Origin of the sequence: Streptomyces sp. Rer75 (assembly GCF_013414305.1) — a bacterium.
GTDB classification, from domain to species: Bacteria; Actinomycetota; Actinomycetes; order Streptomycetales; family Streptomycetaceae; genus Streptomyces; species Streptomyces himastatinicus.
The window spans coordinates 6,193,787-6,217,636 of the sequence record NZ_CP058693.1; the positions used below are offsets into that span (position 1 = coordinate 6,193,787).

The window sequence follows — 23,850 nt, forward strand, 5'->3', positions numbered from 1 at the left end:
CCGCTACGCCACGGCTCAGCGGCCCACCGCGTAGCCCTGGGCGCCGCGGGGGTTGGCTCCGGCCAGCAGTACGCCCGTCTCGGGGTCGCGCCCCACCGCGCACAGCCGACCCTCCGACCATGCCTCGCCCACCGCCACGTCGTGGCCGCGGCGGCGCAGTTCCGCCACCGCGGGCTCGCCGATCCGCGACTCCACGACGACCCGGCCCGCCGTCATCGCGCGGGGGTGGAAGGAGCCGGGGAAGCTCTCCTGGTGCCAGTTGGGGGCGTCGATGGCGCCCTGGAGGTCCAGCCCGGAGCGTACGGCCGCGTCGCCGCGCAGCGCGACGTGGAGGAAGAAGTGCAGGCTCCACTGGTCCTGCTGGTCGCCGCCCGGTGTGCCGAACGCGAGGACCGGGGTGTCGCCGCGCAGCGCGAGCGACGGGGCGAGGGTGGTGCGCGGGCGGCGCCCGGGGGTCAGGGAGTTCGGCAGGCCGGGGTCCAGCCAGGCCATCTGGAGCCGGGTGCCGAGCGGGAAGCCGAGCGCGGGGATGACGGGGTTGGACTGGAGCCAGCCGCCGCTGGGGGTGGCGGCGACCATGTTGCCCCAGCGGTCGACGACGTCGAGGTGGCAGGTGTCGCCCCGCACCACGCCGTCCCCGCCGACGGTCGGTTCGCCGCCCGCGGTTGGCGTGCCGCCGACGGTCGGCTCACCGCTGCCGGGCGCGGCGGCCGGTCCGGCGGTCCCGGTCGCCGACCGGGCGACGGCGGCCAGCGCCTGCTTGCCCAGCCGGGGTTCGCGGCCGCCGGGGTGCCCCGGGCGCAGATCGTACGAGGCGTGCTCGCCCACCAGCGCCCGCCGCGCGTCGTTGTACGGGCGGGAGAGCAGATCGGCGAGCGGTACGTCCACGCCTGCGTCCCCGTACCACGCCTCCCGGTCGGCCATGGCCAGCTTGCTGCCCTCGATGAGGGTGTGGAGGTAGTCGGGCCCGCCCAGGTCCTCCGCGCCAAGACCGTCCGGCAGCAGGGCGAGTTGCTGGAGGAAGACCGGCCCCTGGCTCCACGGACCGGCCTTGCACACGGTCCAGCCGTTCCACGTGTACCGGACGGGGTCCTCGTACGTGGCCTCGAAACCGGCGAGGTCGTCGCCGGTGAGCGTGCCCGCGTGGCGTTCCCCGGAGGAGTCCATGGCGGGCCGGGCCGCCGCGGCGGCCAGCTCCTCGGCGATGAAGCCCTCGCGCCACACCCGGCGGGCCGCGTCGATCTGTGCCTCACGCCCCGGTCCTGCCGCCTCCGCCTCGGCGATGAGCCGCCGCCAGGTGGCGGCCAGCGCGGGGTTGGTGAGCAGCCGCCCGGGGGCGGGCGACCGCCCGCCCGGCAGATACAGCTCGGCGGACGTCGTCCACTCGGTCTCGAACAGCTCCCGTACGGTCTCGACCGTCTCGCCGACCCGCTCCACCGCGGGGTGGCCGTGCTCGGCGTACCCGATCGCGTACCGCAGCACCTCGGCGAGCCGCCGCGTCCCGTGGTCGCGCAGCAGCAGCATCCAGGCGTCGAAGGCGCCGGGGACGGCCGCGGCCAACGGGCCCGTGCCGGGCACCAGGTCGAGGCCGAGCCCGGTGTAGTGGTCGATGGTGGCCCCGGCGGGCGCCGGGCCCTGCCCGCACAGCACGGTGGGCGGCGAGCCCGCCGGGGCGAGGATCACCGGCACCTCACCGGCGGGCCCGTTGAGGTGCGGCTCGACGACGTGCAGGACGAATCCGGCGGCGACGGCCGCGTCGAACGCGTTGCCGCCGTCCTCCAGGACGGCCATGGCGGACTGCGAGGCCAGCCAGTGGGTGGACGACACCATGCCGTACGTGCCCTGGAGGGTGGGCCGGGTGGTGAACATGGGGCTCCCTGGAGTGCGGGGACGTGCGCGGCCGAGGTGCGGCCCAGCATCGCGCACGACCCACGGACCGGTCCACGGTGCGCTGGTGGGTCAGGGGGTCTTGAGCGTGTGCCCCAGGATCGCGTCGGCGAGCGGCCCGAGCACGGCCGGGGGCAGGGCGTGGCCCATGCCGGGGATCTCCACGAGCCGGGCGCCGCCGATGACCTGGGCCAGATGCTGCGGATGCGGCAGCGGGAACACCGGCTCCGCGGTGGGCGCGAGGACGAGGGTGGGCACCTCGTTCGCGGCCAGGGCGTCGGTGCGCACCAGCCCGGACTGATCGGCGCGGGCGTGCGCGCCCGAGGTGTCGTAGCGCCCGGTGTGCTCGATGATCCCGCGCTCCAGCTCCCGGAACCAGTCGGCGTCGAAGGGGATGTGGTCACCGTTCAGCAGCTTCCAGTGCCGGACCCGCCGGTCCAGCTCGGCCTCCAGCCCGTGATCCTCCACCGGCCGCGCCCACTCCTCCAGGATCCGCGGATCCACCCCGGGCAGTTCCTCGACGGGGACACGGGTCCCGTCGGGCGCGACGTACGGGGTGGTGCTGCACGCGACGGTGCCCAGCAGGGTGGCGCTCAGCACCCGCTCCGGATGGTCGGCGAGGACGAGTTGGGTGAGGATGCCGCCCAGCGACATCCCGACGAGATGCGCCCGCTCGACTCCCAGCCCGTCCAGCACCGCGACCACGTCCCCGGCCAAGTCGGCGATCCGGTAGGGGTCCTGCTCGTAGGACCAGGTGGAACGGCCGGTGTCGCGGTGGTCGTAGCGGATGACCCGATGGTGCTCGGCCAGCGCGTCCACCAACGGCTCCGGCCACCCCAGCCCGGCGGCCTGCGCCCCCATGACCAGCAGCAGCGCCGGAGCGTCCGCATCCCCGCGCTGCTCGGTCCACAACCGCACCCCGGGCGCGGCCTCGACGTACGCGGTGTCTCTGTGTGCGGTGTCCATGGGAGTGATCCTCTCGATGCGACGGGCGACCGAACGAGACGTATCGTCTCGTTAGTCGCCGCGCGCCGTCAAGGGCTTTATCCGGAGGGTGCGGGTCCGCCGTCAGCCCGCGGGCTTCGTGCGGACGAAGCGGTCCGGGGTGCCGGTGGTCCAGTTGAAGGCGAGGTTCTGGCCGTTGTTGCTGACCACGGCCTGACCGGAGGCGGTTTCGCCCTGGCAGGTGCTGCTGATCGCCAGGCTGGCGGTGATGGTCCCCGAGCAGGAGTTGCCGTTGTACGAGAGGGTCCACGACGTGCCGCTGACGGTCAGTACGGGCGCGCCGTTCTTGCCCTGCACGGCGTAGTACCAGGTGCCCTGGACGCCCGACGCGGAGGCCGGGCTGCTGGGGGCAGGAGGTGCGGTGCGGGTCGTGCGAGGGACCGAGGGGGTCGTGGCGGCCGGGCGGTCGGGCTGGGTGGTGCTCGTACCGGGACGCTTCTCGGCCTTCTGCGTGCGGCTCGGGCCGGGGCTCGCGCTGCGGGTGGCGTCGGCACTCGGCGATGAGGTGGTGGCGTCGGCCTTGCCGGGCCGTCCGGACGCCGCCTTGTCGGAGGTGCCCAAGGGGCCCGAGTCCTTCTCGTCGTCGTTGCCGCAGCCGGTGAGGGTGAGTGCCAGCACCACGACAGCGGTGGCGGCGAGAGAGGTCGCTTTATGCACGAGAAAATTCCTGTTTATGACTGGATCGGATTCCGATGGGGAAGGTGATCCTGACATGTGCCGCACGAGAAGCACCACGCTTTTCGGAAATGATCCGCAGGATATGTGCAGTGACATTCGGATGATTTTCGGCGGCGGTTCGTCTCTCGCTATACGGAGGCCATGCGGGCATTTCTCGTCGGTTTTTCGCCCGCGTGCCGGTTTTCGCCTGGGGCAGAACACCGGCGAAACCCCTTGCCGCCGCGCGGGACGCTTCTACGCTGAGGGGATGAGCAGCCACGCGCCCGAACCAGCCCGCGTCATCCCCCTGCGCCCCGCCCCCGCGGCCAAGGAGCCACTCTGGCGGGACGTCGTCGGGGACGTGCTGCGGCGGGAGCGGCAGGCACAGCAGCGCACGCTGAAGGACGTCGCCGACGCGGCGCGGATCTCGATGCCGTACCTCTCCGAGCTGGAGCGGGGCCGCAAGGAGGCTTCGTCGGAAGTCCTCGCGGCCGCCGCCCGCGCCCTCGGCCTGGGGCTGGCCGATCTGCTCGCGCTGGCCCAGGTCGAGATCATCCGGCTGACGGGGGCGCGGGCGCGGCCGGGCAGGACCGGCGCCGCCGCCCCGCAGGCGCGGCTGAACTCCCATCAGGGCGAGGCCCGGCTGCGGCTGGCCGCCTGACGCCTGCCTCAGACGGTTGTGCGGACCAGCCGCCTCGACAGCACCTCGTCGGCCAGCCCGTACCTCACCGCCTCCTCGGCCGTGAACACCTTGTCGCGGTCCATGTCCGCGCGCAGCGTCGCCACGTCGTGCGGGGTGTGACGGGACAGCACCTCCTCGACCTGGGCGCGGATGCGCAGCATCTCCTTGGCCTGGAGGCTGAGGTCGGACACCGTGCCGCGCGCCCCGCCGGTCGCGGGCTGGCCCAGCAGGACCCGGGAGTGTTCGAGGACGAAGCGCCGCCCGGGGTCGCCCCCGGCCAGCAGCACGGCCGCGGTCGAGGCGGCCTGGCCGACGCAGAACGTCGAGATCGGCGCGGTCACGAACGTCATCGTGTCGTAGATCGCCATGAGCGAGGTGTACGAGCCGCCCGGCGAGTTGAGGTAGATCGCGATCTCCTGCTCGGGCCCGGCCGACTCCAGGTGGAGCAGCTGCGCGATGACGACGTTGGCGACGCCGTCGTCGATCTCCGTGCCCAGGAAGATGATCCGCTCCGACAGCAGCCGGCTGTAGATGTCGTACGCGCGCTCGCCCTGCGTGGTGCGCTCGACCACGGTCGGGATCGTGTACTGGCCCATGTCCTCAGATCCCCATCCGTCGTCGCGAACCGCCCGGCCGCACATCGCCCAGCGACTCCACGATGCGGTCGACCATCCCGTACTCCTTCGCCTGCTCGGGCGTGAAGAACCGGTCCCGGTCGCCGTCGCGGGAGATCGTCTCCCGGGTCTGGCCGGTGTGCTCGGCGATGATGCGCTCGATGGCCTGCTTGGTGAACTCCAGGTTCTCGGCCTGGATCGCGATGTCGGCGGTCGTCCCGCCGATCCCGGCCGACGGCTGGTGCATCATGATCCGCGCGTTGGGCAGCGCGTACCGCTTGCCCGCCGTCCCGACCGTGAGCAGGAACTGCCCCATGCTCGCCGCGAACCCCATGGCGAGCGTCGCGACGTCGTTGGGGATCAGCCGCATCGTGTCGTAGATCGCCAGCCCGGCCGTCACCGAGCCGCCGGGGCTGTTGATGTAGAGGCTGATGTCGGTCCGGGGGTCCTCCGCCGACAGCAGGAGCAGCTGGGCGCAGACCCGGTTCGCGGAAACCTCGTCCACCTGGGTGCCGAGGAAGACGATCCGCTGGGTGAGGAGCTGCGCGGCGAGGTGGTCGTCGAAGCGCGAGGGCGGCGTATCGCCCTCGTCGGCGCGGGGGCTCAGGGCTGGGTCCCAGCCGGTGAGGGGCGCTGGCATCGGGCCTCCCAAGAGTGGTGGCCCGCGGCGGACTTCGCCGCGGTCACCTCACTGTCGGCCCGCACCGGCCGCCGGGACAGGTTTCTCTGCCTGCGGCAGATGTGCCGTCAGCAGACGTCAGCAGACGTCAGCAGACGTCGCGGACGTACCCGTCGTCGTCCGGGGTGGAGACGTCCTGGTCGCGGCGTACGACGGACAGCCGGTCGCCGAAGCCCTCGCACGCCTTGGCCAACCCCTTGTCCTCGTACTCGACCACGACCACCCGGTCCTTGTACGGCTTCGCGAACGCCCCGCACTCGTCGTATCTGCCGCACTCCTCGACCACCGCGAAGTCCAGCCCGGTCGTCGCGCGGCGCGTGGCGAGCGGGCCGGTGTTCTTCTGCGCGATCGCGAGCCCCAGGCCGTGGGCGCGCTTCGCCAGCAGGGACACATACGCGGTGGCCTGGTCCGCGGTCAGCAGGTCGGGCCAGCGGGTGAAGGTGTCGAGGTTGTCGGGCTCGACGGCGTCGAACCCCTTGTCCGCGCACCTCTCGAACCACGCCCCGACCCTCTCCGCCGCCTCCTCGCGCTTCGCGGCCGTGGTGATGTCGAGCACCGACTCCCCGTCCCACTCGGGGTCTTCGACGACCTCGCCCTTCTTGTCGTGCAGCAGCAGCCGGGACGGCCACTTCTCGTCCGGCTGGGTCTGAAAGGCGTTGACGTAACAGATGTTGTAGAGGCCCGGCGCCGGATCGTCCGCGCGGTCACGGCTCACGATCTCGACGCCCTTGGGCGGTTCGTACGCGCCCCCGATCTGGTAGTCCCAGGCGGCGCCCACGGGTGGCAGCTTCACCTCGGCCGGGTCCGTCGTGGTGGTGCCGCAGCCGGACAGCGCCACGAAGGCCAGGACTGATGCGCCGATGAGGGCGGGCCGCGTGCGCGCGGCGGGGCAGCGGACCATGCTCATGCCTCCTGCGCCACCTGCGCCACCCGGGCCTTGCCCCGGAACACCTGTTCCGTATGCCACGCGACGTTCTCCGCCGCGACCGGGTCGCTGCCGCGCTGCGGCCCCAGGAGCGACCGGTCCACCAGGTCGAGCACCTGGGACCGGGCCGCCGCACCGCGGCCGACGAACTCCTGGGAGACGACGATGCGCCGGCCGCCGTCCAGGCCCAGCACCCCTCGGTCGAACAGTTTGTGGTGCAGGGAGCACAGGCACAGCGCGTTGGCGAGGTCGTCCGCGCCCCGGAAGGCCCACCACCGCACGTGCGCGGCCTCAAGACCCACCGGCACCCGGCCGATCGCCCCGTCGAATCCGCAGAACGCGCACCGGTATTCGTAGGCGACCAGCACCTGCCGCCGCAGCTCGGCCGCGCGCCGCCGGTCGCGTGCGGTCACCGTCGCCCCCGCCGCGCCGTCCGCCGACTCCAGGTCGAGCCCGACCGCGGCGGCGATGTCGGAGTGGAGGGAGGGCGGGAAGTGGGTGTCCAGGAGGACGTGTGCCAGCCGCCCCAGCAGTTCCGGCTCCGCGGACAGCGCGGACCGCAGCCCCGGCACCAGCCGCCCTTCCGCGCCACTCGCCCGCAAAGCCCCCACCCCCGAACCCGGACTGGAGCCGCCGTCGGCCGTGCGCACCTCCCACACCCCGTCATTGGTCAGGTGGTGGAAGGGGTACGAGGGCGAGGTGTCCCGGGGCGGCCCGTAGTCCCGCAACAGCTCCTTCAGGTCCCGCTCGATGTCGGCGTAGCGGAGTGCCTGGTCGGGCCCGTGCTGGAACCGGCCCAGGGCGTACAGCATCAGCAGTGGCTTGTGCGGTGCGCGCACCCCGTTGCTGGTCCACTGCCGCAGATTGCCGACGCGCTCGATCCAGTCCATGCCACGGACTGTATGACGGAGCGACGACAGCGGCGGCATGTGAGGATCGTCCATCCAACAGCAGTCGCGCGAAACGGTCTTCCCTTGATGCTCCGCCGAACGGCCCCCGCGGCCACGCTCGTTATCGCCTCGCTCCTGACACCGGCCCTGGCCTCCTGCGGATCGCCGCAGTCCGCGGCCGACCGCGAGACGAGATACACGCAGGTCATCGAGGACGAGACGCCGCGTGCCCAGGACGTCATCGACGCCGTCGGAGCGCCCTATGAGGCCCTGCGCAGCGATGACGGCTCCATACTCTGCCGCTACAACGCGACCTCCGTGGAGGACGACGAGGGCCCCGCCGCCAACGCCTGGCGCCTGTACGGCCCGGACGGCGACATCGTCGCCGAGCACGCGGAACACATGGACGTGGTGGAGGGCGAAAACGAAGACCCGGGCCCCTTCTACGCGGCGCCGGACGGCTTCGTCTTCCTCCCCTCCGTCAAGGACGGGTTCTTCCTCGACGTACGGGGCGAACGGCACGCTGTGAAGTCGTCCGACAAGCCCCTCACCTTCGGGCGCGGCGATGTGCTGCTGTCCGGTGGCAAGCACCGGCTGCTGCGGACCTCGACCCACACCGTGGCGCCCGCGGCGGGCGTGCCCTCGACCCGGGACCTTACCTTCACCGCCCTCGACGAGCGGGGCACCGCCTGGGGAGTCCGGCAGCCGGAGGGTTCCGAGCCGTACCGGGTGACGCGCCGGGAGGACGGCCGCCCCGAGCGGTCCCGGGATCTCCCGGATCGGCTCCTGGGGGAGGCCATCGCCGCCCGTGGCGGCACCGCCGCCGTCCCCCTGGAGAAGCCCATCGGCCGGGACGACACCCTCTTCACCGGGCTCTTCGTGACGACGGACGACGGGAAGAGCTGGCGGACACTGCGGAATTCGGATCGGCTGCCGCTGAACGAATTCAAGCGGGGCCTCAGCGAGATCGAGGTGCAGGTGCTCGATGACGGCCGCGTGTTCATCCAGGGCGACGACGCGACCCCCTTGATCGCCGACACCCCCGCCAACCGCTCCTTCCACAAGATCACCGAGCCTGCCCACCTCACCTCGGTCTTCGCACGGGGAAACACCCTCTACGGCATCGCCGACTCCGACGTCCCCAGCTATGACCACGTCGACGGCGAGGGACTGTGGCGGTCACAGGACGGCGGCCGCACCTGGACCCGGTTCCCCGGCAAGGGCGACTGACGCGGTGTGTGCGCGGTTCACTCGCCCCAGATCTGCCGGTACGCCTGCCGGTAGCCCTCGGAGTCCCACGACAGCGCACCGCCGCTGTTGGCGGCGGTGGTGACGTGGACGGGGGCGACGTATCCGCTGGCGGGCCTGCCCGCGAAGGCGCGGTTGAACTCGTCGACGATCTGCCAGCCCTGCTCGGACAGCGGCTCGGGCACGGTGGCGGCCTGGTGCTGCTTGGTGTTGATGCGCTCGAAGGCCGACGGGTCGCCGTCACCGGCGCCGATGGTGTACGGGGCGCCCGAGCCGTCCTTGCCCGCGGCGCGCAGGGCGGGGGCGGTGTGCTCGAAGTACAGGTCGTTGATGGCGGCGGAGTGGGTCCACTTGTCGCCGTAGCGGGAGAGCAGCGAGCGGACGGCCCCGATGGCGCGGCGGTTGACGTCGGGTATGGGGATGTTCTGGTAGCTCAGCAGCTTGACGTCGGAGCAGGTGGCGAGGTCCTTCTTGATCAGGTCCGACTTGCGCTTCGCGAACGGCACCGTGGCGTCGGTGAACAGGACGACCCCCGCGCGGCCGTCCGACCGGGCGATGATCCAGTCGGCGCTGATCTTCGCGACGTCCTCGACCCGGGAGGTGATGTTGGTGAAGAGTTCCGGCTTCTCGCTGGGGCCGGGCGCGTCGGTGGCGTGCCAGCCGATCAGCGGAATGCCCGCCGCCTTGGCCTTCTCGGCCTCGTCCGCGGCGACTTCGGGGTCGAAGCCGCCGATGACGATGCCGTCCGGCTTGAGGTCGAGGGCCTCCTTGAAGGCGGACCGGATGCCGCTCGGCGTGCCCTGGCCGTTGAGGGTGCGGGCGTTCCAGCCGAGGAGCTTGGCGGACTCCTGGACGCCCTGGGCGACTCCGGCGACGCCGGGGTTGGTGAGGGTCTGGGCGATGAAGACGATGCTCTTCCCATGACGGGCCTTCGGCCCGGTGGTGGGGCCCTTCCACGGGGCGTCCACGTCTTCGGCCTTGGCGACCGCCTGCTTGGCCTTGGCGAGGGTGGCGGGACAGCCGGGCTTGGCGGGACGCGGCTGCGTCGCGGCGGTGCCGGATCCGGGTTCGCAGCCGGTGGTGGCCACGGCCAGGAGCGCGGCGGCTGTCAGGACCGACTTGCGGGTGGCGTGCACGGGTCTCCTCGCGGGGCACTGAGGTTCGGGCCGGTGGTGCGAGGAGACAGGTTACGGGTGGCGGTGCCCCGCGGGGCAGCCCCCGGGGGCGAGGGAGAAGCGACGAGCCGATGGCCTAAACCTGACAAGCGTGGATCTTCGGTAACCGTTGTCGGTGGATGTCTTGCATGCGTGCGCGCACACGGTAGTGTTCACGGCCGGTTGGACGTGTGGCGCAAACTAGTCGCTCGCATGGGGCGCGGTCGTCGCTCGCGTCACGCTCCCCGGTCGTCGGCGGTCGGCAACAACGACACCTCGGTCACCGCTCAGGAGCACAGCGAAGGAGGCCCGGGTGTCTGTGGACACAGAGGACCCGCCACGCGAACCGGACCCGTCCGGGCGCGCCCCGCGGGAGCCCCGGTTCCGCCGGAAGACAGACGCCCTGCTGCAAGCGGACGCCCTCCTCGACCGATGGCCGTTCCGGCGGAAGCTCAACGTCCTGGTGGTCGTGCCCGTCGTGGTCGTCGGCGTGCTGCTGGGCGTCGGCGCGTACGGCCAGGTGCAGCAGGCCCTGGACGCCGGCCGGACCGCGCAACTGGTGCGCGACAGCCAGCAGGTCACCCGGCTGATCAACGACATCCAGGCCGAGCACCGGCAGGCGCTGCTGCTGGCGGTGGAGCAGGAGTCGGCCCGGCCCGGGGCGGACCTGCCGTCGACTGTCGACTACCGCCGGATGCAGCGGGCCACCGACGAGCAGGCCACCGAGGTGCGTTCCGCGTTCGGTTCGGGGCTGGCGAAGGAGGAGGGGCGGGCCCTCGACTACGTCGGCGGCCTCGGCGTGCTGCGGGACAAGGTGGAGCGGGGCTCCGTGCCCGCCGCCGGTATCGACCCCGCGTACGCCAACGCGGTCGGCTATCTCATCGACGGCATCGGGCTCGACCGCTTCTCCGGCTCCTCGTCGTCCTCGGTGGTCGAGCTGCTCGACACGGTGCTGCGCGCCGACGCCGCCCACGCGGCGTTCGAGAGCGGCGTGTTCTCGGCCCAGACCCGGGACGCCAACGCCCTCACCGAGTACACGCGCGCGGCCGGTGCCCACCGGATCTACGAGGAACAGACGGATCGTTTCGGCAGAATCGCGGACCCGGACCAGGTCCTGCGCCTGGAGGGCATCGAGCGCAGCGCCGAGGAGAACGGCTTCGACGCCAAGTTCGCGGAGCTCCAGATCGACCCTGGCTCCCTCCAGGGCCAGTCGCCGCAAGCGCTGCGCAAGGCCATCGCCGCGGGCACCCAGCAGGCCGAGGACCGCCTCGACGTCACGGGCACGCTGACCGACCAGATCGCCGCCCGCGCCGACAGCCTCTCCGAGGACGCCCTGCGCAAGGCGGTGGCCCTGCTCGGGCTCGCCGTCCTCGGCTTCGCCGCCTGGCTCGGCTTCTCCTTCCTGGTCCGGCACTCGGTCGTACGCCCCCTGGCGGCCCTGACCGGCGCCGCCCACCAGGTCGTCGAGGTGGCGGGCGAGGAACTCGCCCGCGTCGAGGACGAGGACGACGAGTCGGCCGACAGCACCCCGCTGCGGCCCCGGCCCATCCCCGTACCCGTGCGCGACGAGATCGGCGACCTGGCCGAGGCGTTCAACCAGGTGCAGGTCACCGCCGCGGCGCTGCTGGAACGGCAGGTGCTCAGCCGCCGCAACGTCGGCGAGATGTTCGGCAACGTCGGACGCCGGGTCAGCAACCTCACCACCCGCCAGCTCACCCTGATCGACGCCGTCGAACGCGAGGAAACCGCCCCCGAGGTGCTGGAGCGGCTCTACCGCATCGACCACATCGCCGTACGCCTCCAGCGCAACGCCGACAGCCTGATGCTGCTCGCCGGAATCCGGGAAGCCGAGCTGGACGCCCAGCCGACCGCCCTCGCCAACGTCATCCGGGCGAGCCTCGGCCGCATCGAGGGGTTCCAGCGGGTCTCCCTGCGCTCCGAAACCGAGGTCACGGTCGCGCCCGACATCATCGGCGACCTGACGCTGATGGTCGCCGAACTGCTGGAGAACGCCGTCGCGTTCTCCCCGTCCGAGACCCCCGTCGAGGTCGTCGTCCGGCCCGGCACCGACATCACCGCGGACGGCGGAGCGCTGATCGAGGTCATCGACCACGGCCTCGGCATGGGCGCCGAACGCCTCGAAGAGGAGAACGCCCGGCTCATCCGCCGCGAACGGCTCGACCTCGTCCCCACCAAGGTGCTCGGCCTCTTCGTCGTCGGCAGCCTCGCCCGGCGCTGGGGCATCCGGGTCACCCTGAGCCGTACGCCCGGCGGCGGCGTCACCGCCACCGTGTGGATCCCCGACGCGCTGCTGATGGCGGTGAACGCCGGGGACACCGCTCCCGCGCCGTCCCCGGTGGTCACGGAGCTGGCGCGGACCGGGGCGGGGCCGTCCGGGCGCGAGCCCGGCGACTCCGCCGGTTCTGCTGGTTCCGCTGATTCCGCGCCCGCATCCACCGGTGCCACGCCGCTGCCCGTACGGACGCCCGCGCCCGCGCCGGAGTCCCGCCAGGCGGCACCCGCGCAGCCCGGCGGCCTGCCCCGGCGCATCCCGAACCGCAGGGGCGCGGAGGGCACTTGGGACCCTGCGGAGCAGGAACCGTCCACCGAGCAGACGCCGTCCCCCACCGGGGAGAAGTCGTCCACGGGGGAAAGGCCGTCCATGGGGGAGAAGCCGTCCGCCGCGTCCACCTCCCGTCCGCTGCGGCGGCGAGTACGGGGCGCGACGCTCGACAAGACCACCCCCTCGGCCGACCGGGGCATCGCGGCCGTCCGCGCGCCCGCCGACGCCGACGCCGTCCGGTCGGAACTCGACGAGTTCGAGGCCGCCGTACGCAGGGCACAGCAGGACAGTGCCACCACCCCGACCGAACCCACGCCATTGCCGCATCAGCAAACCCGGAAGGAGTCGGGCAGTGACCACGCCGACAGGTAAGAGCAGTCCCGCTGGGCAGGAACCCACCGACCTGCGAGCAGCCGCGGCCGACTTCACCTGGCTGCTCGACCGGTTCGCCACCCACACCGCCGGTGTCGTCGACGCCATCGCCGTGTCGTCCGACGGCCTGCTGATCGCCGTGTCCGAGCTGCGCGAACAGGCCGACTCCGAGCGGCTCGCCGCGATCGTCTCCGGTGTCACGAGCCTCGCCGCCGGTGCCTCCGGCAACTACGGCCTGGGCGGCCTCAACAAGGTCATTATCGACCTGGAGGGCGGCCATGTGCTGGTGTCGGCCATCGGCTGCGGCGCCGTCCTCGGCGTGGTGACGACGAAGGAAGCGAAGCTGGGCAACATCGCGTACGAGATGACCCTCTTCGCCAACCGGGCCGGAGCCGCGCTCACCCCCCAGCTCGTACTGGAGCTGAAGAAGAACGCGGCGACACCCATCATCTGACGCGTGCGCACATGCAGAAGGGGGGCGGCGTGATGGACACCGATGGCCCAGAGCCACACGAGGCGGCGGAGGGCGCGGCCGGCGAACCGGGCCCGCCCGATCCGCCGGGCCCGCCCGATCCGCCGGGCCCGCCCAATCCGCCGGGCCCGCCCGACGCGCCGGAGCCGACCGACCCGCTGGAGCCGACCGACGCGCCGGAGCCGACCGACGCGCCGGAGCGGACCGACCCGCTGGAGCCGACCGACCCGCCCGAGCCGACCGGTCGCGCCTCCGCGATCCGGCCGTTCCTGCTGACCGCGGGCCGGGTGGCGGGCGTCGGCACCGCGCCCCCGCTCCCGGTCGAGGCCCAGGTCGTGGCGACGTCGGACGGGCTCTCCGCCCTGCGCGCGCTCGCCTTCGAACGCCACGACATCGTCGCCGCCTGCCGACGCCCGCAGTCGGTGGCGGAACTGGCCGCCCAGCTTCGGCTGCACCTCAACGTGGTGCGGGTCCTGGCGGAGGACCTGTGCACCGCCGGACACCTGGCGGTCCACGTGCCGGACGCCAGGACCGTCCAGGACATCTCCGTACTGCGAAGGGTTATCGATGGACTCCGCGCCGTCCCCGACTCACGGGGCACACTCCGCGACAGCAGCTGACCCCGCACCACCGCCGCTGCCGGTCAAGCTGGTCATCGCGGGCGGCTTCGGAGTGGGCAAGACCACGGCCGTGGGTGCCATCTCCGAAATCCGCCCGCTGACCACGGAGGCCGCCATCACGGAGGTCGCGGCGGGCGTGGACGACCTCACCCACACCCCCGGCAAGACCACGACCACGGTCGCCATGGACTTCGGCGTCATCACCATCGACCCGACCCTCAAGCTCTACCTGTTCGGCACCCCGGGCCAGGACCGGTTCGGCTTCATGTGGGACGACGTGGTCGAAGGCGCCCTCGGCGGCCTCGTCATCGTCGACACCCGCCGCCTGGACGACTGCTACGCGGCCGTCGACTACTTCGAGCACAAGGACATCCCCTTCGCCGTCGCCGTCAACGCCTTCGACGGCGAGGTCCAGCACGAGCTGGACGAGGTGCGGTGGGCCCTCGACGTCTCCGAGCACATCCCCCTCACCGTCTTCGACGCCCGCGATACGGGCTCGGTCCGCGACGCGCTGCTCGTCGTCCTCGAAGTGGCCCTGGCCAGAGCCAAATCCGCCGAACCGGCCTGACCGCTTGTCGTCACTCCCGCCCGCGGCTGCTGACGACGACCACAAGCCCACCGGCGGTGGCGAGGGCCATCAGGACCAGGCCGAAGAGGGTTGCCGCGTCGGTCAGCCCCACGGCGTCGCTGAGGTAGCCCGCCGATACCGGCAGCAGACCGGCCGGAACGTAACCGCCCACATTGAGCGCCGCGTTCGCCTCCGCCAACCGCTGCGGCGGGACGGTGGAGTTGAGCAGGGAGAGGCCGCCGAGCTGCCCCATGCCCTGTCCGGCGCCGGCCAGCAGGGCGGACGCGATGAGCGCGGGGATCCATGAGGCGCGGACGGCGGCGATGAGCGCGATCATGCTCAGGGCGGTACTGACCGCTCCCGCGGTCAGAATGGTGCGCCTGGGCAGCTTTTGCACCGCGAACTGCACCCCGGTCGCGGCGAGGAACATCGCGAACGCCATGGCTCCGGCGACGATCCGGCTGTTCGTACCGAGCAGACCGGCCAGCAGCGACGGGCCGAGCGAGAGCACGAAGGACGTTGCGGTGATGCCGGGCGCGAATACCGCGATGCCCAGGGTGAGCTGCGGACCGTTGCCGGCCGGTACGCCGGGCACGCGCACCCACGCCCCCTTCGCCGGTGCGGCGGGACGCCGTACGGGCATGCGCAGCACAGCGAGGATCGCGGTGATCAACAGCGCGGCCTCGACGATGAAGACCGTGACGGTCGGCGCGGGAAGAGCCTCGGAGAGGATCCCCGCGAGGAGCGGCCCCAGCCCGGCCCCGAAGACCATGGCGCAGGAGGCCAGCAGCGCCGCGAGCCGCCTGCGGTCCTGCCCGGCCACGTCCGTCACGGCCGCCATGCCCGCCGAGACGACGGCGCCGACCGCGATGCCGGTGAACAGCCGGGCGACGATCAGCGCGGCCACGGTGTGCGCTGTGGCGAAGATCAGGCAGGCCGTCACGGCGAGGGCGAGCGCGGGCAGCAGTACGGGCTTGCGGCCGAGCCGGTCGGAGAGGACGCCGGAGACGAGCAGGGAGCCGAGCAGTCCGATGATGTAGAAGGCGAAGACCACCGTCAGGGTGCCCTGGGAGAACCCGATGTCCCGCTGCCACAGCACATACAGCGGAGTCGCGGCGTTGGACAGCACGAAGACGGCGGTCACCGGCCACGCGGCGAGCCACACCCACCAGGTGGGAGCCGCCGCCGGGGCGCTTATGTCCGGACGCTCTTTCACGGGCACCGTTCGACTTTTCGGCATGGTTGGCCGCTCCCTCCAGGCACAGCACAGTACGAGTTAAGTCGAACATAGCATCCAGTACGATTGGACTCGTACAGTCGATTCGGAGTGCTGTGAGGAGCCGCGTATGTCGTCGACGGTGGGTCCGCCGCCTGCCATCAAGGTGCTGCCGGAACCCGCGGGACTGCCCGAGCCGCTGCCGGAACCGGCGGCCGAAGACCTGCGCCTGGAAACGGTGCTGGGCGCGCTGAGCGACCCGTTGCGCCTGCTCATCGTGCGCAAACTCCTCCTGGAGTCGGAGAAGTTCGACCATCCCTGCGGCTGGTTCGGGCTCGACCGCCCCAAGTCCTCCCTCACCCACCACTTCAAGGCCCTGCGGGAGGCGGGCATCACCAGGCAGCGGCAGTACGGCCTGGAGCGCCGCAGCCACGTACGCATCGCCGACCTCAACGCCCGTTTCCCCGGTCTCCTGGACCTGGTGGCGGCATGGACACCGGACGCCCCCTGACCCCTTCAAGCCGGTCGTAAAACAGCTGCTCACCGCCGAGGAACGGCGCTAGGGTCCGGGGCCATGCGACTGACCGTTCTCGGCGGCTGCGGGGCCTGGCCCACCGCAGACCAGGCATGCAGCGGCTACCTCGTCGACTACGCGGGATTCCGCCTCCTGGTCGACCCCGGATATGCCACGCTGCCGCGCCTGCTCCAGCACAGCACCGTCGACGCGGTCGACGCCGTGCTGATCAGCCACGGACACCCCGACCACTGCGCCGACCTCAACCCTCTGTTACGCGCCCGAGGGCTGAGCGACGACCCGCCACCGCCCCTGCCCGTCCACGCCCCGCACGGAGCGGTCGACGCCGTGCTCGCCCTCGACAAGCCGAGCATGCTCGCCGGGGCGTACCGCCTCCACGAGTTCACGCCCGGTGACCGGTTCGACATCGGCCCCTACACCACCGACACCTGGCTCCTGCCCCACTTCGTCCCCAACGCGGGCATCCGGCTCACCACGCCCGGCGCCGTACTCGCCTACACCGGCGACACCGGCCCCAGCCCCGACATCCCGCGCCTCGCCCAGGGCGCCGACCTGTTCCTGTCGGAGGCCACGTACGTCCACCAGGTACCGACCGGCGACGCCCCGTACCTGCTGACGGCACGCCTGGCCGGTCAATACGCCCACCAGGCAGGCGCCGCCCGCCTCATGCTCACCCACCTCTGGCCGGGGACACCCCCCGAAGCCGCACAAGCAGCGGCGGCGGAGACCTTCGAGCACCCCATCGCCATCGCCGCCCCCGGCATCGTCACCCGCCTGTGAACGCAACGCCCCTGTCCACGCCGAGCGCGCCGAGCATATGGTCGAGAAGGTTTCTGCTGGTGGCTATATCCGATTCTCGATAGGCGGCCGCAGACCTACCGTGGCTGCATGTCCTCACCGATCACGGGTACGGCCGCCGGTGTGCCGTTCACCGCGCTGCCGCCGATTGACAACGGTGCCGCGCCATTGATCGTCACCTGGCACATGCTGGACGCGCCGAGGTCGAACGCCGCGTTCGCTGCCGCGTTGCCGATGCACGACCTGCCCGCGTGGCGGGTGCACCTCGGGATGCCGATGTGCGGGGCTCGCATGGTCGACGGCAGCACGGCCGCCATCATGGAGTTGGCCCGCCAGGATGTCCTGATGTCCTACCTGTACCCGTTCGCCCGGCAGGCGGCCGAGGAGTTCCCGGCCGCGCTGGCGTCGATCCGTGCGCAGTTGCCCGTCGATGACGGCCCGATCGGCGTGCTGGGCGGGTCGCTGGGCGGGGCCGTTGCGTTGCGGATCCTTGCCGACACCGAGATTCCGGTCTTCGCCGGCGCCGTCGTCAACGCCGCCGTCCGGATGCGGTCCGTGGTCGGTCTGTTCCCGGGTGACTACCCGTATGACGCCGAGTCCGAGAAGGCTGTCGGCAGCCTGGACTTCGTCGCCAAGGCGGGCGCCATCGCCGGTCGCGCGCCGCTGCTGGTCGTCAGCGGCGAGTTGGATCACCCGGGGCTGCGTGCCGACGCGTTGGACCTCGTCGACGCACTGGGTGAACGGTCCGAACTGCTGTCGATCCCTGGATTGGCGCATCCGCTCGCCGAAGAGCCCGGCATCGAGCCCGCGCCACAGCTGCCACAGGCCCGCGAGGTGGACACCGGTCTCACCAGATGGTTCCGACGCCACCTGGAGGATGCAGGCCAGGTCCTCTGCTAGCTGCCGTCAGCACGGGGGGGCAGCTCCACGCGAGGAGTGTCCCGCCGCGGACCAGGCTCTTGATGCGGGTTCGCACCGACCGCAGGCCGACGCCCCCGGCCGGTCAGCAATGACCGCAGCAGCCGCCACGCGATGGGGCGGATATGGTTCAGCACGTTGACGCTCCTCAGCAGCGTTGACCACGCCCCCGGGCCGTTCGCGCGGTCGCGGGGTCTTGTGCTGCCAACTGCGCTGCGAGACTGTCCTCTTCGAGCAGGCGCGAAGGCCAGGGCATGAGGTGTCAGCCTGCGGGGTTCGGCTCCCCGCGCCACCGGATGATCTGACGGAGGCACTGCCCTATGACCACCCGACCCCAGCCAGGCACCGCCGAATGGGACGCCTACCTGGCGGAAGGGAACGCCAAGCAGGCGCGCAAGCGCGTGTCGGCCGACGTGCTGTTGCGCGATGCCGCCGGGCGTGTGCTGGTGGTCAAGCCGACGTACAAGGAAGCGTGGGATCTCCCCGGCGGGATGGCCGAGGCGAACGAGTCACCCACGGGCGCGGCGAGGCGCGAGCTGAGCGAAGAGCTGGGCCTTGCCGTCGAGCTGCGTGGGCTCCTGTGCGTCGACTGGGTCGCGCCGCACGGCCCCTGGGACGACCAGCTCGCGTTCGTCTTCGACGGAGGCACGCTCTCGGCCGATCGGGCTCGCTGCCTGTACCCGCGCGACCACGAACTCTCGGCCTGCGAGTTCGTTGCCCCGGACGACGCCCTGGCCATGCTCCCGCCCCGTACCCGGCGACGGGCCGCTCAGGCGCTCGGAGCCCTGGCCGGGCGGCGGCCCGCGTATCTGGAGAACGGCGAACGCCTCGTGCCTTGACGGCGCCCGCGACGTCGAGCCGGCCGTACGCCCGGGAGCCGTGATCCCCGCTCCAGGGCGGAGTGGGGCGTGGGGGTAGGGTGCGATCCAGGTGTCGAGGGAATAAGTGGGTTCGATGCGGTTCAGGTCATGGAGTAAAAGGGCTCGCCTCATCTCCGGGGTGTGCGTCGTGGCGGGAATTGCGGCCGCTGTCGCCTCGTATTTCCTGTTCTTTTCGAAGGTTTCCGTGGAGCCCGGTCCCTTTGCCGACAATCCACGGTGCGCGGATGTCATTTCCCGGGCGCCCGAAACCGTTCTCCATAAGCAGCGTGACGACGTCACCGGGGACGGCGTCGCCGCCTGGGGAGACGGTTCGGTCGTTCTGCGCTGCGGTGTCACACCGCTGCGGCCGACGACCAACCTGTGCGTGGACGTCAACGGCGTCGACTGGGTGCTCGACGAGAAGCGCGCGCAGAAGGACGGGGTGCAGGTCCTGACGACGTATGGCCGCACCCCCGCGGTCGAAATGACCGTCGAGGGCGATGGACCCAAGGCCGGAGATGCGCTGGTCGATATGAATCGGGCCGTTCGCGGCATTCCTCAGAAGTCGAAATGCCTTTCGTTGAGCGACACGCTCGGGTGAGTCCGCTGCAACACGTGTCCGGCGGGCGACGTCACCACGTCAGGGTCAGCGAACCTCCGACCGGCAGCGTGTGCCAGTGGTCGGCGTAGGCGTCGAACCGGGACACGATCCGGTCGACCACCGGGGGGATCTCCCGCGCCGTGACATACGCCGGCAGCTCCCGTGCGTGGCCGTTCCGCACCTCCCACACGGGTACGGCGATACCCGCCAGCTCTTCCGACCTGGCCATGTCGGCCTTCGCCCGGGGGGACGGCTGCGCTCGTTTCGTCTTGCGGCGCCGGGCGGCCTTGGCGCGCTCCGCCGGGTCGGCGGGCCAGAACATGCCGTTGTCACCGGCGGCCAGCCGCCCGTATACCCCGAGCTTGATGCCCACCTCCGCCTCGACGAGGAAGTGCACCAAGTCGTGCGGGAGATACGGATGCCCGCCGGGCCCGTTGCGCGGGGCGAGCGCGGCACCGGTCTCGCGGTGCACGGCGATGTCGTAGCTCGTGCCGGGACCTTTCGTGAAAATGACGCGCATGCCCGGCACGGTAGGCGACGGTCGCGGTCGCACGCAGCTGGTTTTCCGGCGTAACAAGGCCCGTCAGCGGGTGGCGAGAAGGCCGTCCACCAAGGCGCGGAGCCCGTCCAGGTAGGTGTCTTCGGCGGTCAGGGGCGCCCAGTTGTCCGCGACGTGGGCCAGGCGGGGGAGCTCGTCCGGGTCGAGGTCGGCGAAGACCCGCTCCCGGTAGGTCGCGCGGTCGGCGTCGGCGTCGGTGTCGGCGTCGCCGTCGGCGGCGCGCCGCCGGGCCGCTGTCGCGCGGACCACGATCTCTCCGGCGGTGTAGTACCAGATCGCGCGGTAGCCGTGCACGGCCCGCTCGGGGGTCAGGCCGCATTCGACCAGGCCGTCGACGATCTGCTCGACGAACCACAGCGCGGATGCGGACATCAGGTCGTCGGCGGTCAGCACCTCCACGATCCAGGGGCAGGCGGCGAGCGCCTCGTGGATCGCGGCGGCGGCGACGATGATCCGCTCGCGCGGGTGGGCGGGGGGTTCGGGGCGGCGCAGCGTCCGCGCGGCGTGGTCGTCCAGCAGCAGGAGGAGCAGTTCTTCCTTGTTGCGGACGTGGTGGTAGAGCGCCATCGGCGTGCTGCCGACCTCCGTGGCGAGCCGCCGCATGGTCAGCCGGTCCACGCCGTCCTCGTCCACGATCCTGCGGGCCGTCGCGACGACCTCCTCGCGCGAGATGCGGGGAGGTCGGCCACGGGTTTTGCGCGGTGCGGACGGTTGCGGCATGGCCCCATCATCCCTCAGGTGTCGACAACGGCGATCCTCTCCCGCTATTTTCCTTACACGTACAAAAACTCATGCCGACTGGACTGGAAGGACGCCGTCATGACGACGACCCCCATCGACCTGTTCGCCTCAGCGCTGCGGTTCCACCCCGACGGCGGTGTCCGGGCCGCCGAGCGGGAGATGACGGGCAGCGACCCCGGCGACGCCTGGCAGGTCGCCACCTTCCACGTCGAGACCGACGCCGACGTCCACGCCGACCACTGGGAGATGCACCCGGAGGCCGACGAGGCGGTGTGCTGCCTGACGGGCGGCGTCCGCCTTGCCTTCCGTCCCACGTCGCCCGGTGGCACCGAGGACGTGGTGCGGTTGGCGGCGGGCACCGCCGTGGTCGTGCCCCGCGGGCGCTGGCACCGTCTGGAACTCGACGCCCCGAGCGACCTGATGTCGATCACCCTGCGCCACGGCACCCGCCTGGAGAAGCGCACCGATACGCGCTGACGTCACATCGCGGAGTCCAGGCGTTCGCGCTGCTCGGCGGTCAGCTCCAGCGACACCCCCGCGACCGCCTCGTCCAGCTGCTCGATCGTGCTGACGCCGACGATCGGCGTGGCGGCCGGGGTTCCGCCGGTCAGCCAGGCCAGCACCACCCGGTTGCGGTTCGTGCCGGTCTCGGCGGCGATCTCGTCCAGCGCCGCGAGGCGGCGGGCGGTGCCGGGGTGGTCGTACTCCGCCGGAAGCGGCCGGTCCGGGCGGGTGTAGCGGCCGTTCAGCAGCGGGGTGTACGCCCACAGCGCGATGTCCGGGTGGTGCTCCAGGTAGTGCAGCACCTCGTCGCTCACCACGCCGAACCGGTGCCGTACGAGGGGCTCGGCCACGGCGCGCGGCTGGAGATACGTGTGCTGCTGCTGCACCGCCGTGAAGCCCGCCCCGCCGTGGGCCCGGGCGAGCTGCCGGGCCCGTTCCAGCTGCCAGACGGGGTAGTTGGAGCAGCCGAGGCGGCCGACCGTACCCGCGGAGACCAGTTCGTCGAAGGCGGCGACCGTCTCGTCCAGCGGGGTGTCCGGATCCGGCTTGTGCGCCCAGTACAGCTCGACGTGGTCCGTACCGAGGCGCCGGAGACTGCCCTCGATGCCGCGCTTGATCACCCCGGCCGAGAGGCCCTCGGCCGTCTCCGGGAAGCGCCCGGCCTCGGTCGGCTCGCAGCCCACCTTGGTGCTGATCCTGACCCGGTCGCGGACGCCCGGGCGGCGCGCCAGCCAGCGCCCGAGCACCGTCTCGCTCTGCCCGCCGAAGCCGGTCGGGTCCGACCAGAACGCGTAGCAGTTGGCGGTGTCGATCCAGACGCCTCCGGCGTCCACGAAACGGTCCAGGATCTCGAACGATCGACGCTCGTCCTGAACCGTGCCGAACAGCATGGCGCCCAGCGCCAGTTGAGGATTCATGTCTGTCACGGTAGGCCGATGCGGATCGGCGGTACGCTCCAATCTTGTGGCGATTTCCCAGACCAATCTCGCGTGGGCGACGCTGCTGGAGATCGGCGCGACGGAGCCCGGCCGACGCGGGCGCCGCCTGCACGACCGCCTCGCCCGCGCGCTGCGCACCGCGATACGGGACGGCAGGCTGGCGGAGGGCGCCGCCGTGCCGCCGAGCCGGGCGCTCGCCGAGGAACTGGGCTGCTCCCGCTGGGTCGTGACGGAGGCGTACGGGCAGCTCATCGCGGAGGGCTACCTCGCCGCCCGGACGGGTTCCGCCACCCGCGTCGCATGGTCACCGGATCCGGACACCGCGCCGCCTCGGCCCGCCCGGCCCGTACCGGCGCCGCCACCGATCCGGTACGACCTCGCGCCCGGCCTGCCCGACCTGCGGGCGTTCCCGCGCCGCCGCTGGGCGGACGCCGTCCGGGCGGTCACCGGCTCGGCCGTCCACTACGACCTGGGCCTGCCCGACCCCGCCGGGCACCCGGGCCTGCGTACCACCGTCGCGCAGTACCTGCGGCGCTCGCGCGGCGCGGACGCGCACGCCGCGGCCGTATCCGTGTGCGCGGGCGTCACCGACGGCCTGGTCCGCACCTGCCGGGCGCTGCGCGCCGAGGGGATCGCCGACCTGGCCGTGGAACACCCGGGCTGGGGGCGGCTGCGCGACGCCGCGACGAGCGTCGGACTGCGGCTGCACCCGGTGCCCGTGGACCACGACGGCCTCAGCGTCGACGCCCTCGCCCGCACCCCGGCCCGGGCCGTCGTCGTCGGCGCGGCCCACCAGTTCCCCACCGGCACGGTGCTGTCCCCGGCCCGCCGGGCCCGCCTGGTGCGCTGGGCCCGCGAGGTGGACGGCTACGTCATCGAGGACGACTACGACGCCGAATTCCGCTACGACCACCACCCGGTCGCCGTCATGCAGGGGATGGACCCGAGCCGGGTCTTCCTCCTCGGCTCGGTCAGCAAGACCCTCTCCCCGGCCCTCGGCCTGGGCTGGCTGGTCGCGCCCGCCGCGATGAACCCGGCGCTCCGGGCGGCGAACCCCGTCGCCGCCGCGCCCCCGGTACTCGACCAGCTCGCGCTCGCCACCTTCATCGACCGCGGCTGGTACGACGCCCATCTGCGCGCGGCCCGGCGGCGGTTCCGCGCCCGCCGCGACCTGCTCGTGCGGACGCTCGGCGCCCAGCTGCCGGAGGCCCGGGTCGCGGGCACGGCGGCCGGGCTGCACATCCTGCTGCACCTGCCCGACGGCACCGACACCCCCGGCGCGGTCCGCACCGCGGCCGCCGCCGGGCTGCGCGTGGCGGACCTCGACGACTACCGCGTGCAGGACGCGGCGGACCGCGCGCTCGTCCTCGGATACGGGAACATCAGCGACACCGAGATCCCCACGGCCGTCGCGCTCCTGCGCGAGGCTCTGGCGGCGCGTACGCCCGGGGTCTGATGCGCCGACATGCGGATACGCCCGGCGTCGGACGAAGCTCCGCCCCGGGGCCGGACGCCGGGCAATGGGCCCGGGGAAGCATTGTCCGCGAAGAACTCAGTCCGCGTGCGGCCGACCGTCTCGGACCCATGCCACCACAACCAGAGCTGCGGTGACGTACATCAGGACGCTGAAGGTGGCTACGGATTCGACGTACTGCTCGTAGCCCTCTGCGCGCAGCTGGGACGCGAGGAAACCAAGCGCAGTCCCAAGCGCCGCGGTAGCGGCGGACATGGCGACGAACGGGGTCTTCGTCATTGGTGCTTCCTCCAAGCCACGAGACGATTGATCAACGCCGAGAGTACATGCATGGCGATGTCACTGCCGGAAGGGTTGTGGACGGTCGACC

At 72.1% G+C, this 23,850-nt stretch carries 26 protein-coding genes; 13 read left to right on the forward strand and 13 right to left on the reverse strand.

The features are described from left to right. Positions 1-15 precede the first annotated feature (15 nt). The 3 genes from HYQ63_RS26815 to HYQ63_RS26825 form a co-directional block, all read right to left on the reverse strand. Complete coding sequence (locus HYQ63_RS26815; protein WP_179936456.1) at positions 16-1,869, reverse strand: gamma-glutamyltransferase family protein; 1,854 nt, start codon at positions 1,867-1,869, stop codon at positions 16-18. Between the two features lie 90 nt (positions 1,870-1,959). Then, positions 1,960-2,853: an alpha/beta fold hydrolase gene (locus tag HYQ63_RS26820; protein ID WP_179936457.1), complete on the reverse strand. Its 894-nt coding sequence runs from the start codon at positions 2,851-2,853 to the stop codon at positions 1,960-1,962. A 102-nt stretch (positions 2,854-2,955) separates the two neighbouring features. Then, positions 2,956-3,549: a hypothetical protein gene (locus tag HYQ63_RS26825; protein ID WP_179936458.1), complete on the reverse strand. Its 594-nt coding sequence runs from the start codon at positions 3,547-3,549 to the stop codon at positions 2,956-2,958. 268 nt (positions 3,550-3,817) lie between these two features. Here HYQ63_RS26825 and HYQ63_RS26830 point away from each other — a divergent pair, with 268 nt between their 5' ends. Further along, positions 3,818-4,210: a helix-turn-helix domain-containing protein gene (locus tag HYQ63_RS26830; protein WP_179936459.1), complete on the forward strand. Its 393-nt coding sequence runs from the start codon at positions 3,818-3,820 to the stop codon at positions 4,208-4,210. An 8-nt stretch (positions 4,211-4,218) separates the two neighbouring features. On the opposite strand, the gene HYQ63_RS26835 is transcribed toward HYQ63_RS26830, so the two are convergent. From HYQ63_RS26835 to HYQ63_RS26850, 4 genes are all read right to left on the reverse strand, one after another. Further along, positions 4,219-4,827: a ClpP family protease gene (locus tag HYQ63_RS26835; RefSeq protein ID WP_179936460.1), complete on the reverse strand. Its 609-nt coding sequence runs from the start codon at positions 4,825-4,827 to the stop codon at positions 4,219-4,221. 4 nt (positions 4,828-4,831) lie between these two features. Beyond that, complete coding sequence (locus HYQ63_RS26840) at positions 4,832-5,485, reverse strand: ClpP family protease (RefSeq protein WP_179936461.1); 654 nt, start codon at positions 5,483-5,485, stop codon at positions 4,832-4,834. Positions 5,486-5,612: 127 nt separating this feature from the next. After that, on the reverse strand, positions 5,613-6,431 hold the full coding sequence (locus HYQ63_RS26845) for an endo alpha-1,4 polygalactosaminidase (RefSeq protein ID WP_179936462.1): 819 nt from the start codon (positions 6,429-6,431) through the stop codon (positions 5,613-5,615). Next, positions 6,428-7,339 carry a phosphorothioated DNA-binding restriction endonuclease gene (locus tag HYQ63_RS26850; protein WP_179936463.1) on the reverse strand — a complete coding sequence of 304 codons (912 nt, stop codon included), beginning with the start codon at positions 7,337-7,339 and terminating at the stop codon, positions 6,428-6,430. Before HYQ63_RS26850 ends, HYQ63_RS26845 begins: the two co-directional genes overlap by 4 nt. A gap of 87 nt (positions 7,340-7,426) precedes the next feature. On the opposite strand from HYQ63_RS26850, the gene HYQ63_RS26855 reads away from it, so the two are divergent. Then, the gene (locus HYQ63_RS26855) at positions 7,427-8,569 is read left to right on the forward strand and encodes a hypothetical protein (RefSeq protein WP_179936464.1); all 1,143 of its coding nucleotides are present in this window, start codon (positions 7,427-7,429) and stop codon (positions 8,567-8,569) included. A 17-nt stretch (positions 8,570-8,586) separates the two neighbouring features. Here the strand turns inward: HYQ63_RS26855 and HYQ63_RS26860 are convergent, their stop codons facing one another. Further along, positions 8,587-9,723, reverse strand: coding sequence for a substrate-binding domain-containing protein (locus tag HYQ63_RS26860; RefSeq protein ID WP_179936465.1), 1,137 nt, complete (start codon positions 9,721-9,723; stop codon positions 8,587-8,589). A gap of 331 nt (positions 9,724-10,054) precedes the next feature. Here HYQ63_RS26860 and HYQ63_RS26865 point away from each other — a divergent pair, with 331 nt between their 5' ends. From HYQ63_RS26865 to HYQ63_RS26880, 4 genes are all read left to right on the forward strand, one after another. After that, positions 10,055-12,676 (forward strand): HAMP domain-containing sensor histidine kinase, encoded by a 2,622-nt coding sequence (locus HYQ63_RS26865; protein WP_179936466.1) that lies wholly within the window; start codon positions 10,055-10,057, stop codon positions 12,674-12,676. Then, complete coding sequence (locus HYQ63_RS26870) at positions 12,657-13,130, forward strand: roadblock/LC7 domain-containing protein (protein ID WP_179936467.1); 474 nt, start codon at positions 12,657-12,659, stop codon at positions 13,128-13,130. Before HYQ63_RS26865 ends, HYQ63_RS26870 begins: the two co-directional genes overlap by 20 nt. Positions 13,131-13,360: 230 nt before the next feature. Further along, the gene (locus tag HYQ63_RS26875) at positions 13,361-13,768 is read left to right on the forward strand and encodes a DUF742 domain-containing protein (RefSeq protein ID WP_179940542.1); all 408 of its coding nucleotides are present in this window, start codon (positions 13,361-13,363) and stop codon (positions 13,766-13,768) included. Further along, complete coding sequence (locus tag HYQ63_RS26880) at positions 13,716-14,336, forward strand: ATP/GTP-binding protein (protein WP_179936468.1); 621 nt, start codon at positions 13,716-13,718, stop codon at positions 14,334-14,336. The genes HYQ63_RS26875 and HYQ63_RS26880 overlap by 53 nt, the downstream gene beginning before the upstream one ends. A 10-nt stretch (positions 14,337-14,346) precedes the next feature. Here the strand turns inward: HYQ63_RS26880 and HYQ63_RS26885 are convergent, their stop codons facing one another. Next, positions 14,347-15,576: an MFS transporter gene (locus HYQ63_RS26885; protein ID WP_179936469.1), complete on the reverse strand. Its 1,230-nt coding sequence runs from the start codon at positions 15,574-15,576 to the stop codon at positions 14,347-14,349. A gap of 106 nt (positions 15,577-15,682) precedes the next feature. Here HYQ63_RS26885 and HYQ63_RS26890 point away from each other — a divergent pair, with 106 nt between their 5' ends. The 5 genes from HYQ63_RS26890 to HYQ63_RS26910 all read left to right on the forward strand — a co-directional run bounded on the left by HYQ63_RS26890 (position 15,683) and on the right by HYQ63_RS26910 (position 19,264). Beyond that, positions 15,683-16,063, forward strand: coding sequence for a helix-turn-helix transcriptional regulator (locus HYQ63_RS26890; protein ID WP_179936470.1), 381 nt, complete (start codon positions 15,683-15,685; stop codon positions 16,061-16,063). 63 nt (positions 16,064-16,126) lie between these two features. Further along, the gene (locus HYQ63_RS26895) at positions 16,127-16,867 is read left to right on the forward strand and encodes an MBL fold metallo-hydrolase (protein WP_179936471.1); all 741 of its coding nucleotides are present in this window, start codon (positions 16,127-16,129) and stop codon (positions 16,865-16,867) included. Between the two features lie 141 nt (positions 16,868-17,008). Next, positions 17,009-17,785, forward strand: a complete 777-nt coding sequence (locus HYQ63_RS26900; protein ID WP_257232157.1) for a S9 family peptidase — start codon at positions 17,009-17,011, stop codon at positions 17,783-17,785. 338 nt (positions 17,786-18,123) lie between these two features. Beyond that, positions 18,124-18,642, forward strand: coding sequence for an NUDIX hydrolase (locus HYQ63_RS26905; protein WP_179936473.1), 519 nt, complete (start codon positions 18,124-18,126; stop codon positions 18,640-18,642). A 169-nt stretch (positions 18,643-18,811) separates the two neighbouring features. Beyond that, entirely contained in the window at positions 18,812-19,264 is a 453-nt protein-coding gene (locus HYQ63_RS26910; RefSeq protein ID WP_179936474.1) for a DUF3515 family protein, read from the forward strand. Between the two features lie 31 nt (positions 19,265-19,295). Here HYQ63_RS26910 and HYQ63_RS26915 read toward each other — a convergent pair whose 3' ends face one another. After that, positions 19,296-19,784 carry a hypothetical protein gene (locus HYQ63_RS26915; protein WP_179936475.1) on the reverse strand — a complete coding sequence of 163 codons (489 nt, stop codon included), beginning with the start codon at positions 19,782-19,784 and terminating at the stop codon, positions 19,296-19,298. 63 nt (positions 19,785-19,847) lie between these two features. Then, complete coding sequence (locus tag HYQ63_RS26920; RefSeq protein ID WP_179936476.1) at positions 19,848-20,543, reverse strand: TetR/AcrR family transcriptional regulator; 696 nt, start codon at positions 20,541-20,543, stop codon at positions 19,848-19,850. Positions 20,544-20,642: 99 nt separating this feature from the next. Between HYQ63_RS26920 and HYQ63_RS26925 the strand changes: the two genes are divergently transcribed. Continuing rightward, positions 20,643-21,041, forward strand: a complete 399-nt coding sequence (locus HYQ63_RS26925; RefSeq protein WP_179936477.1) for a cupin — start codon at positions 20,643-20,645, stop codon at positions 21,039-21,041. Between the two features lie 2 nt (positions 21,042-21,043). On the opposite strand, the gene HYQ63_RS26930 is transcribed toward HYQ63_RS26925, so the two are convergent. Next, positions 21,044-21,985: an aldo/keto reductase gene (locus HYQ63_RS26930; RefSeq protein WP_179936478.1), complete on the reverse strand. Its 942-nt coding sequence runs from the start codon at positions 21,983-21,985 to the stop codon at positions 21,044-21,046. A 46-nt stretch (positions 21,986-22,031) separates the two neighbouring features. On the opposite strand from HYQ63_RS26930, the gene HYQ63_RS26935 reads away from it, so the two are divergent. Further along, the gene (locus HYQ63_RS26935) at positions 22,032-23,462 is read left to right on the forward strand and encodes a PLP-dependent aminotransferase family protein (RefSeq protein ID WP_257232159.1); all 1,431 of its coding nucleotides are present in this window, start codon (positions 22,032-22,034) and stop codon (positions 23,460-23,462) included. A 96-nt stretch (positions 23,463-23,558) separates the two neighbouring features. Here HYQ63_RS26935 and HYQ63_RS26940 read toward each other — a convergent pair whose 3' ends face one another. Beyond that, positions 23,559-23,759 carry an SCO3870 family protein gene (locus HYQ63_RS26940; protein WP_179936480.1) on the reverse strand — a complete coding sequence of 67 codons (201 nt, stop codon included), beginning with the start codon at positions 23,757-23,759 and terminating at the stop codon, positions 23,559-23,561. Positions 23,760-23,850 lie beyond the last annotated feature (91 nt).

Coding starts and splice junctions, on each gene's coding strand:
- HYQ63_RS26815 (WP_179936456.1), bottom strand. CDS start 1,869: ATGTTCACCACCCGGCCCACCCTCCAGGGCACGTACGGCATGGTGTCG.
- HYQ63_RS26820 (WP_179936457.1), bottom strand. CDS start 2,853: ATGGACACCGCACACAGAGACACCGCGTACGTCGAGGCCGCGCCCGGG.
- HYQ63_RS26830 (WP_179936459.1), top strand. CDS start 3,818: ATGAGCAGCCACGCGCCCGAACCAGCCCGCGTCATCCCCCTGCGCCCC.
- HYQ63_RS26835 (WP_179936460.1), bottom strand. CDS start 4,827: ATGGGCCAGTACACGATCCCGACCGTGGTCGAGCGCACCACGCAGGGC.
- HYQ63_RS26840 (WP_179936461.1), bottom strand. CDS start 5,485: ATGCCAGCGCCCCTCACCGGCTGGGACCCAGCCCTGAGCCCCCGCGCC.
- HYQ63_RS26845 (WP_179936462.1), bottom strand. CDS start 6,431: ATGAGCATGGTCCGCTGCCCCGCCGCGCGCACGCGGCCCGCCCTCATC.
- HYQ63_RS26850 (WP_179936463.1), bottom strand. CDS start 7,339: ATGGACTGGATCGAGCGCGTCGGCAATCTGCGGCAGTGGACCAGCAAC.
- HYQ63_RS26855 (WP_179936464.1), top strand. CDS start 7,427: ATGCTCCGCCGAACGGCCCCCGCGGCCACGCTCGTTATCGCCTCGCTC.
- HYQ63_RS26880 (WP_179936468.1), top strand. CDS start 13,716: ATGGACTCCGCGCCGTCCCCGACTCACGGGGCACACTCCGCGACAGCA.
- HYQ63_RS26885 (WP_179936469.1), bottom strand. CDS start 15,576: ATGCCGAAAAGTCGAACGGTGCCCGTGAAAGAGCGTCCGGACATAAGC.
- HYQ63_RS26890 (WP_179936470.1), top strand. CDS start 15,683: ATGTCGTCGACGGTGGGTCCGCCGCCTGCCATCAAGGTGCTGCCGGAA.
- HYQ63_RS26895 (WP_179936471.1), top strand. CDS start 16,127: ATGCGACTGACCGTTCTCGGCGGCTGCGGGGCCTGGCCCACCGCAGAC.
- HYQ63_RS26905 (WP_179936473.1), top strand. CDS start 18,124: ATGACCACCCGACCCCAGCCAGGCACCGCCGAATGGGACGCCTACCTG.
- HYQ63_RS26915 (WP_179936475.1), bottom strand. CDS start 19,784: ATGCGCGTCATTTTCACGAAAGGTCCCGGCACGAGCTACGACATCGCC.
- HYQ63_RS26920 (WP_179936476.1), bottom strand. CDS start 20,543: ATGCCGCAACCGTCCGCACCGCGCAAAACCCGTGGCCGACCTCCCCGC.
- HYQ63_RS26925 (WP_179936477.1), top strand. CDS start 20,643: ATGACGACGACCCCCATCGACCTGTTCGCCTCAGCGCTGCGGTTCCAC.
- HYQ63_RS26930 (WP_179936478.1), bottom strand. CDS start 21,985: ATGAATCCTCAACTGGCGCTGGGCGCCATGCTGTTCGGCACGGTTCAG.
- HYQ63_RS26940 (WP_179936480.1), bottom strand. CDS start 23,759: ATGACGAAGACCCCGTTCGTCGCCATGTCCGCCGCTACCGCGGCGCTT.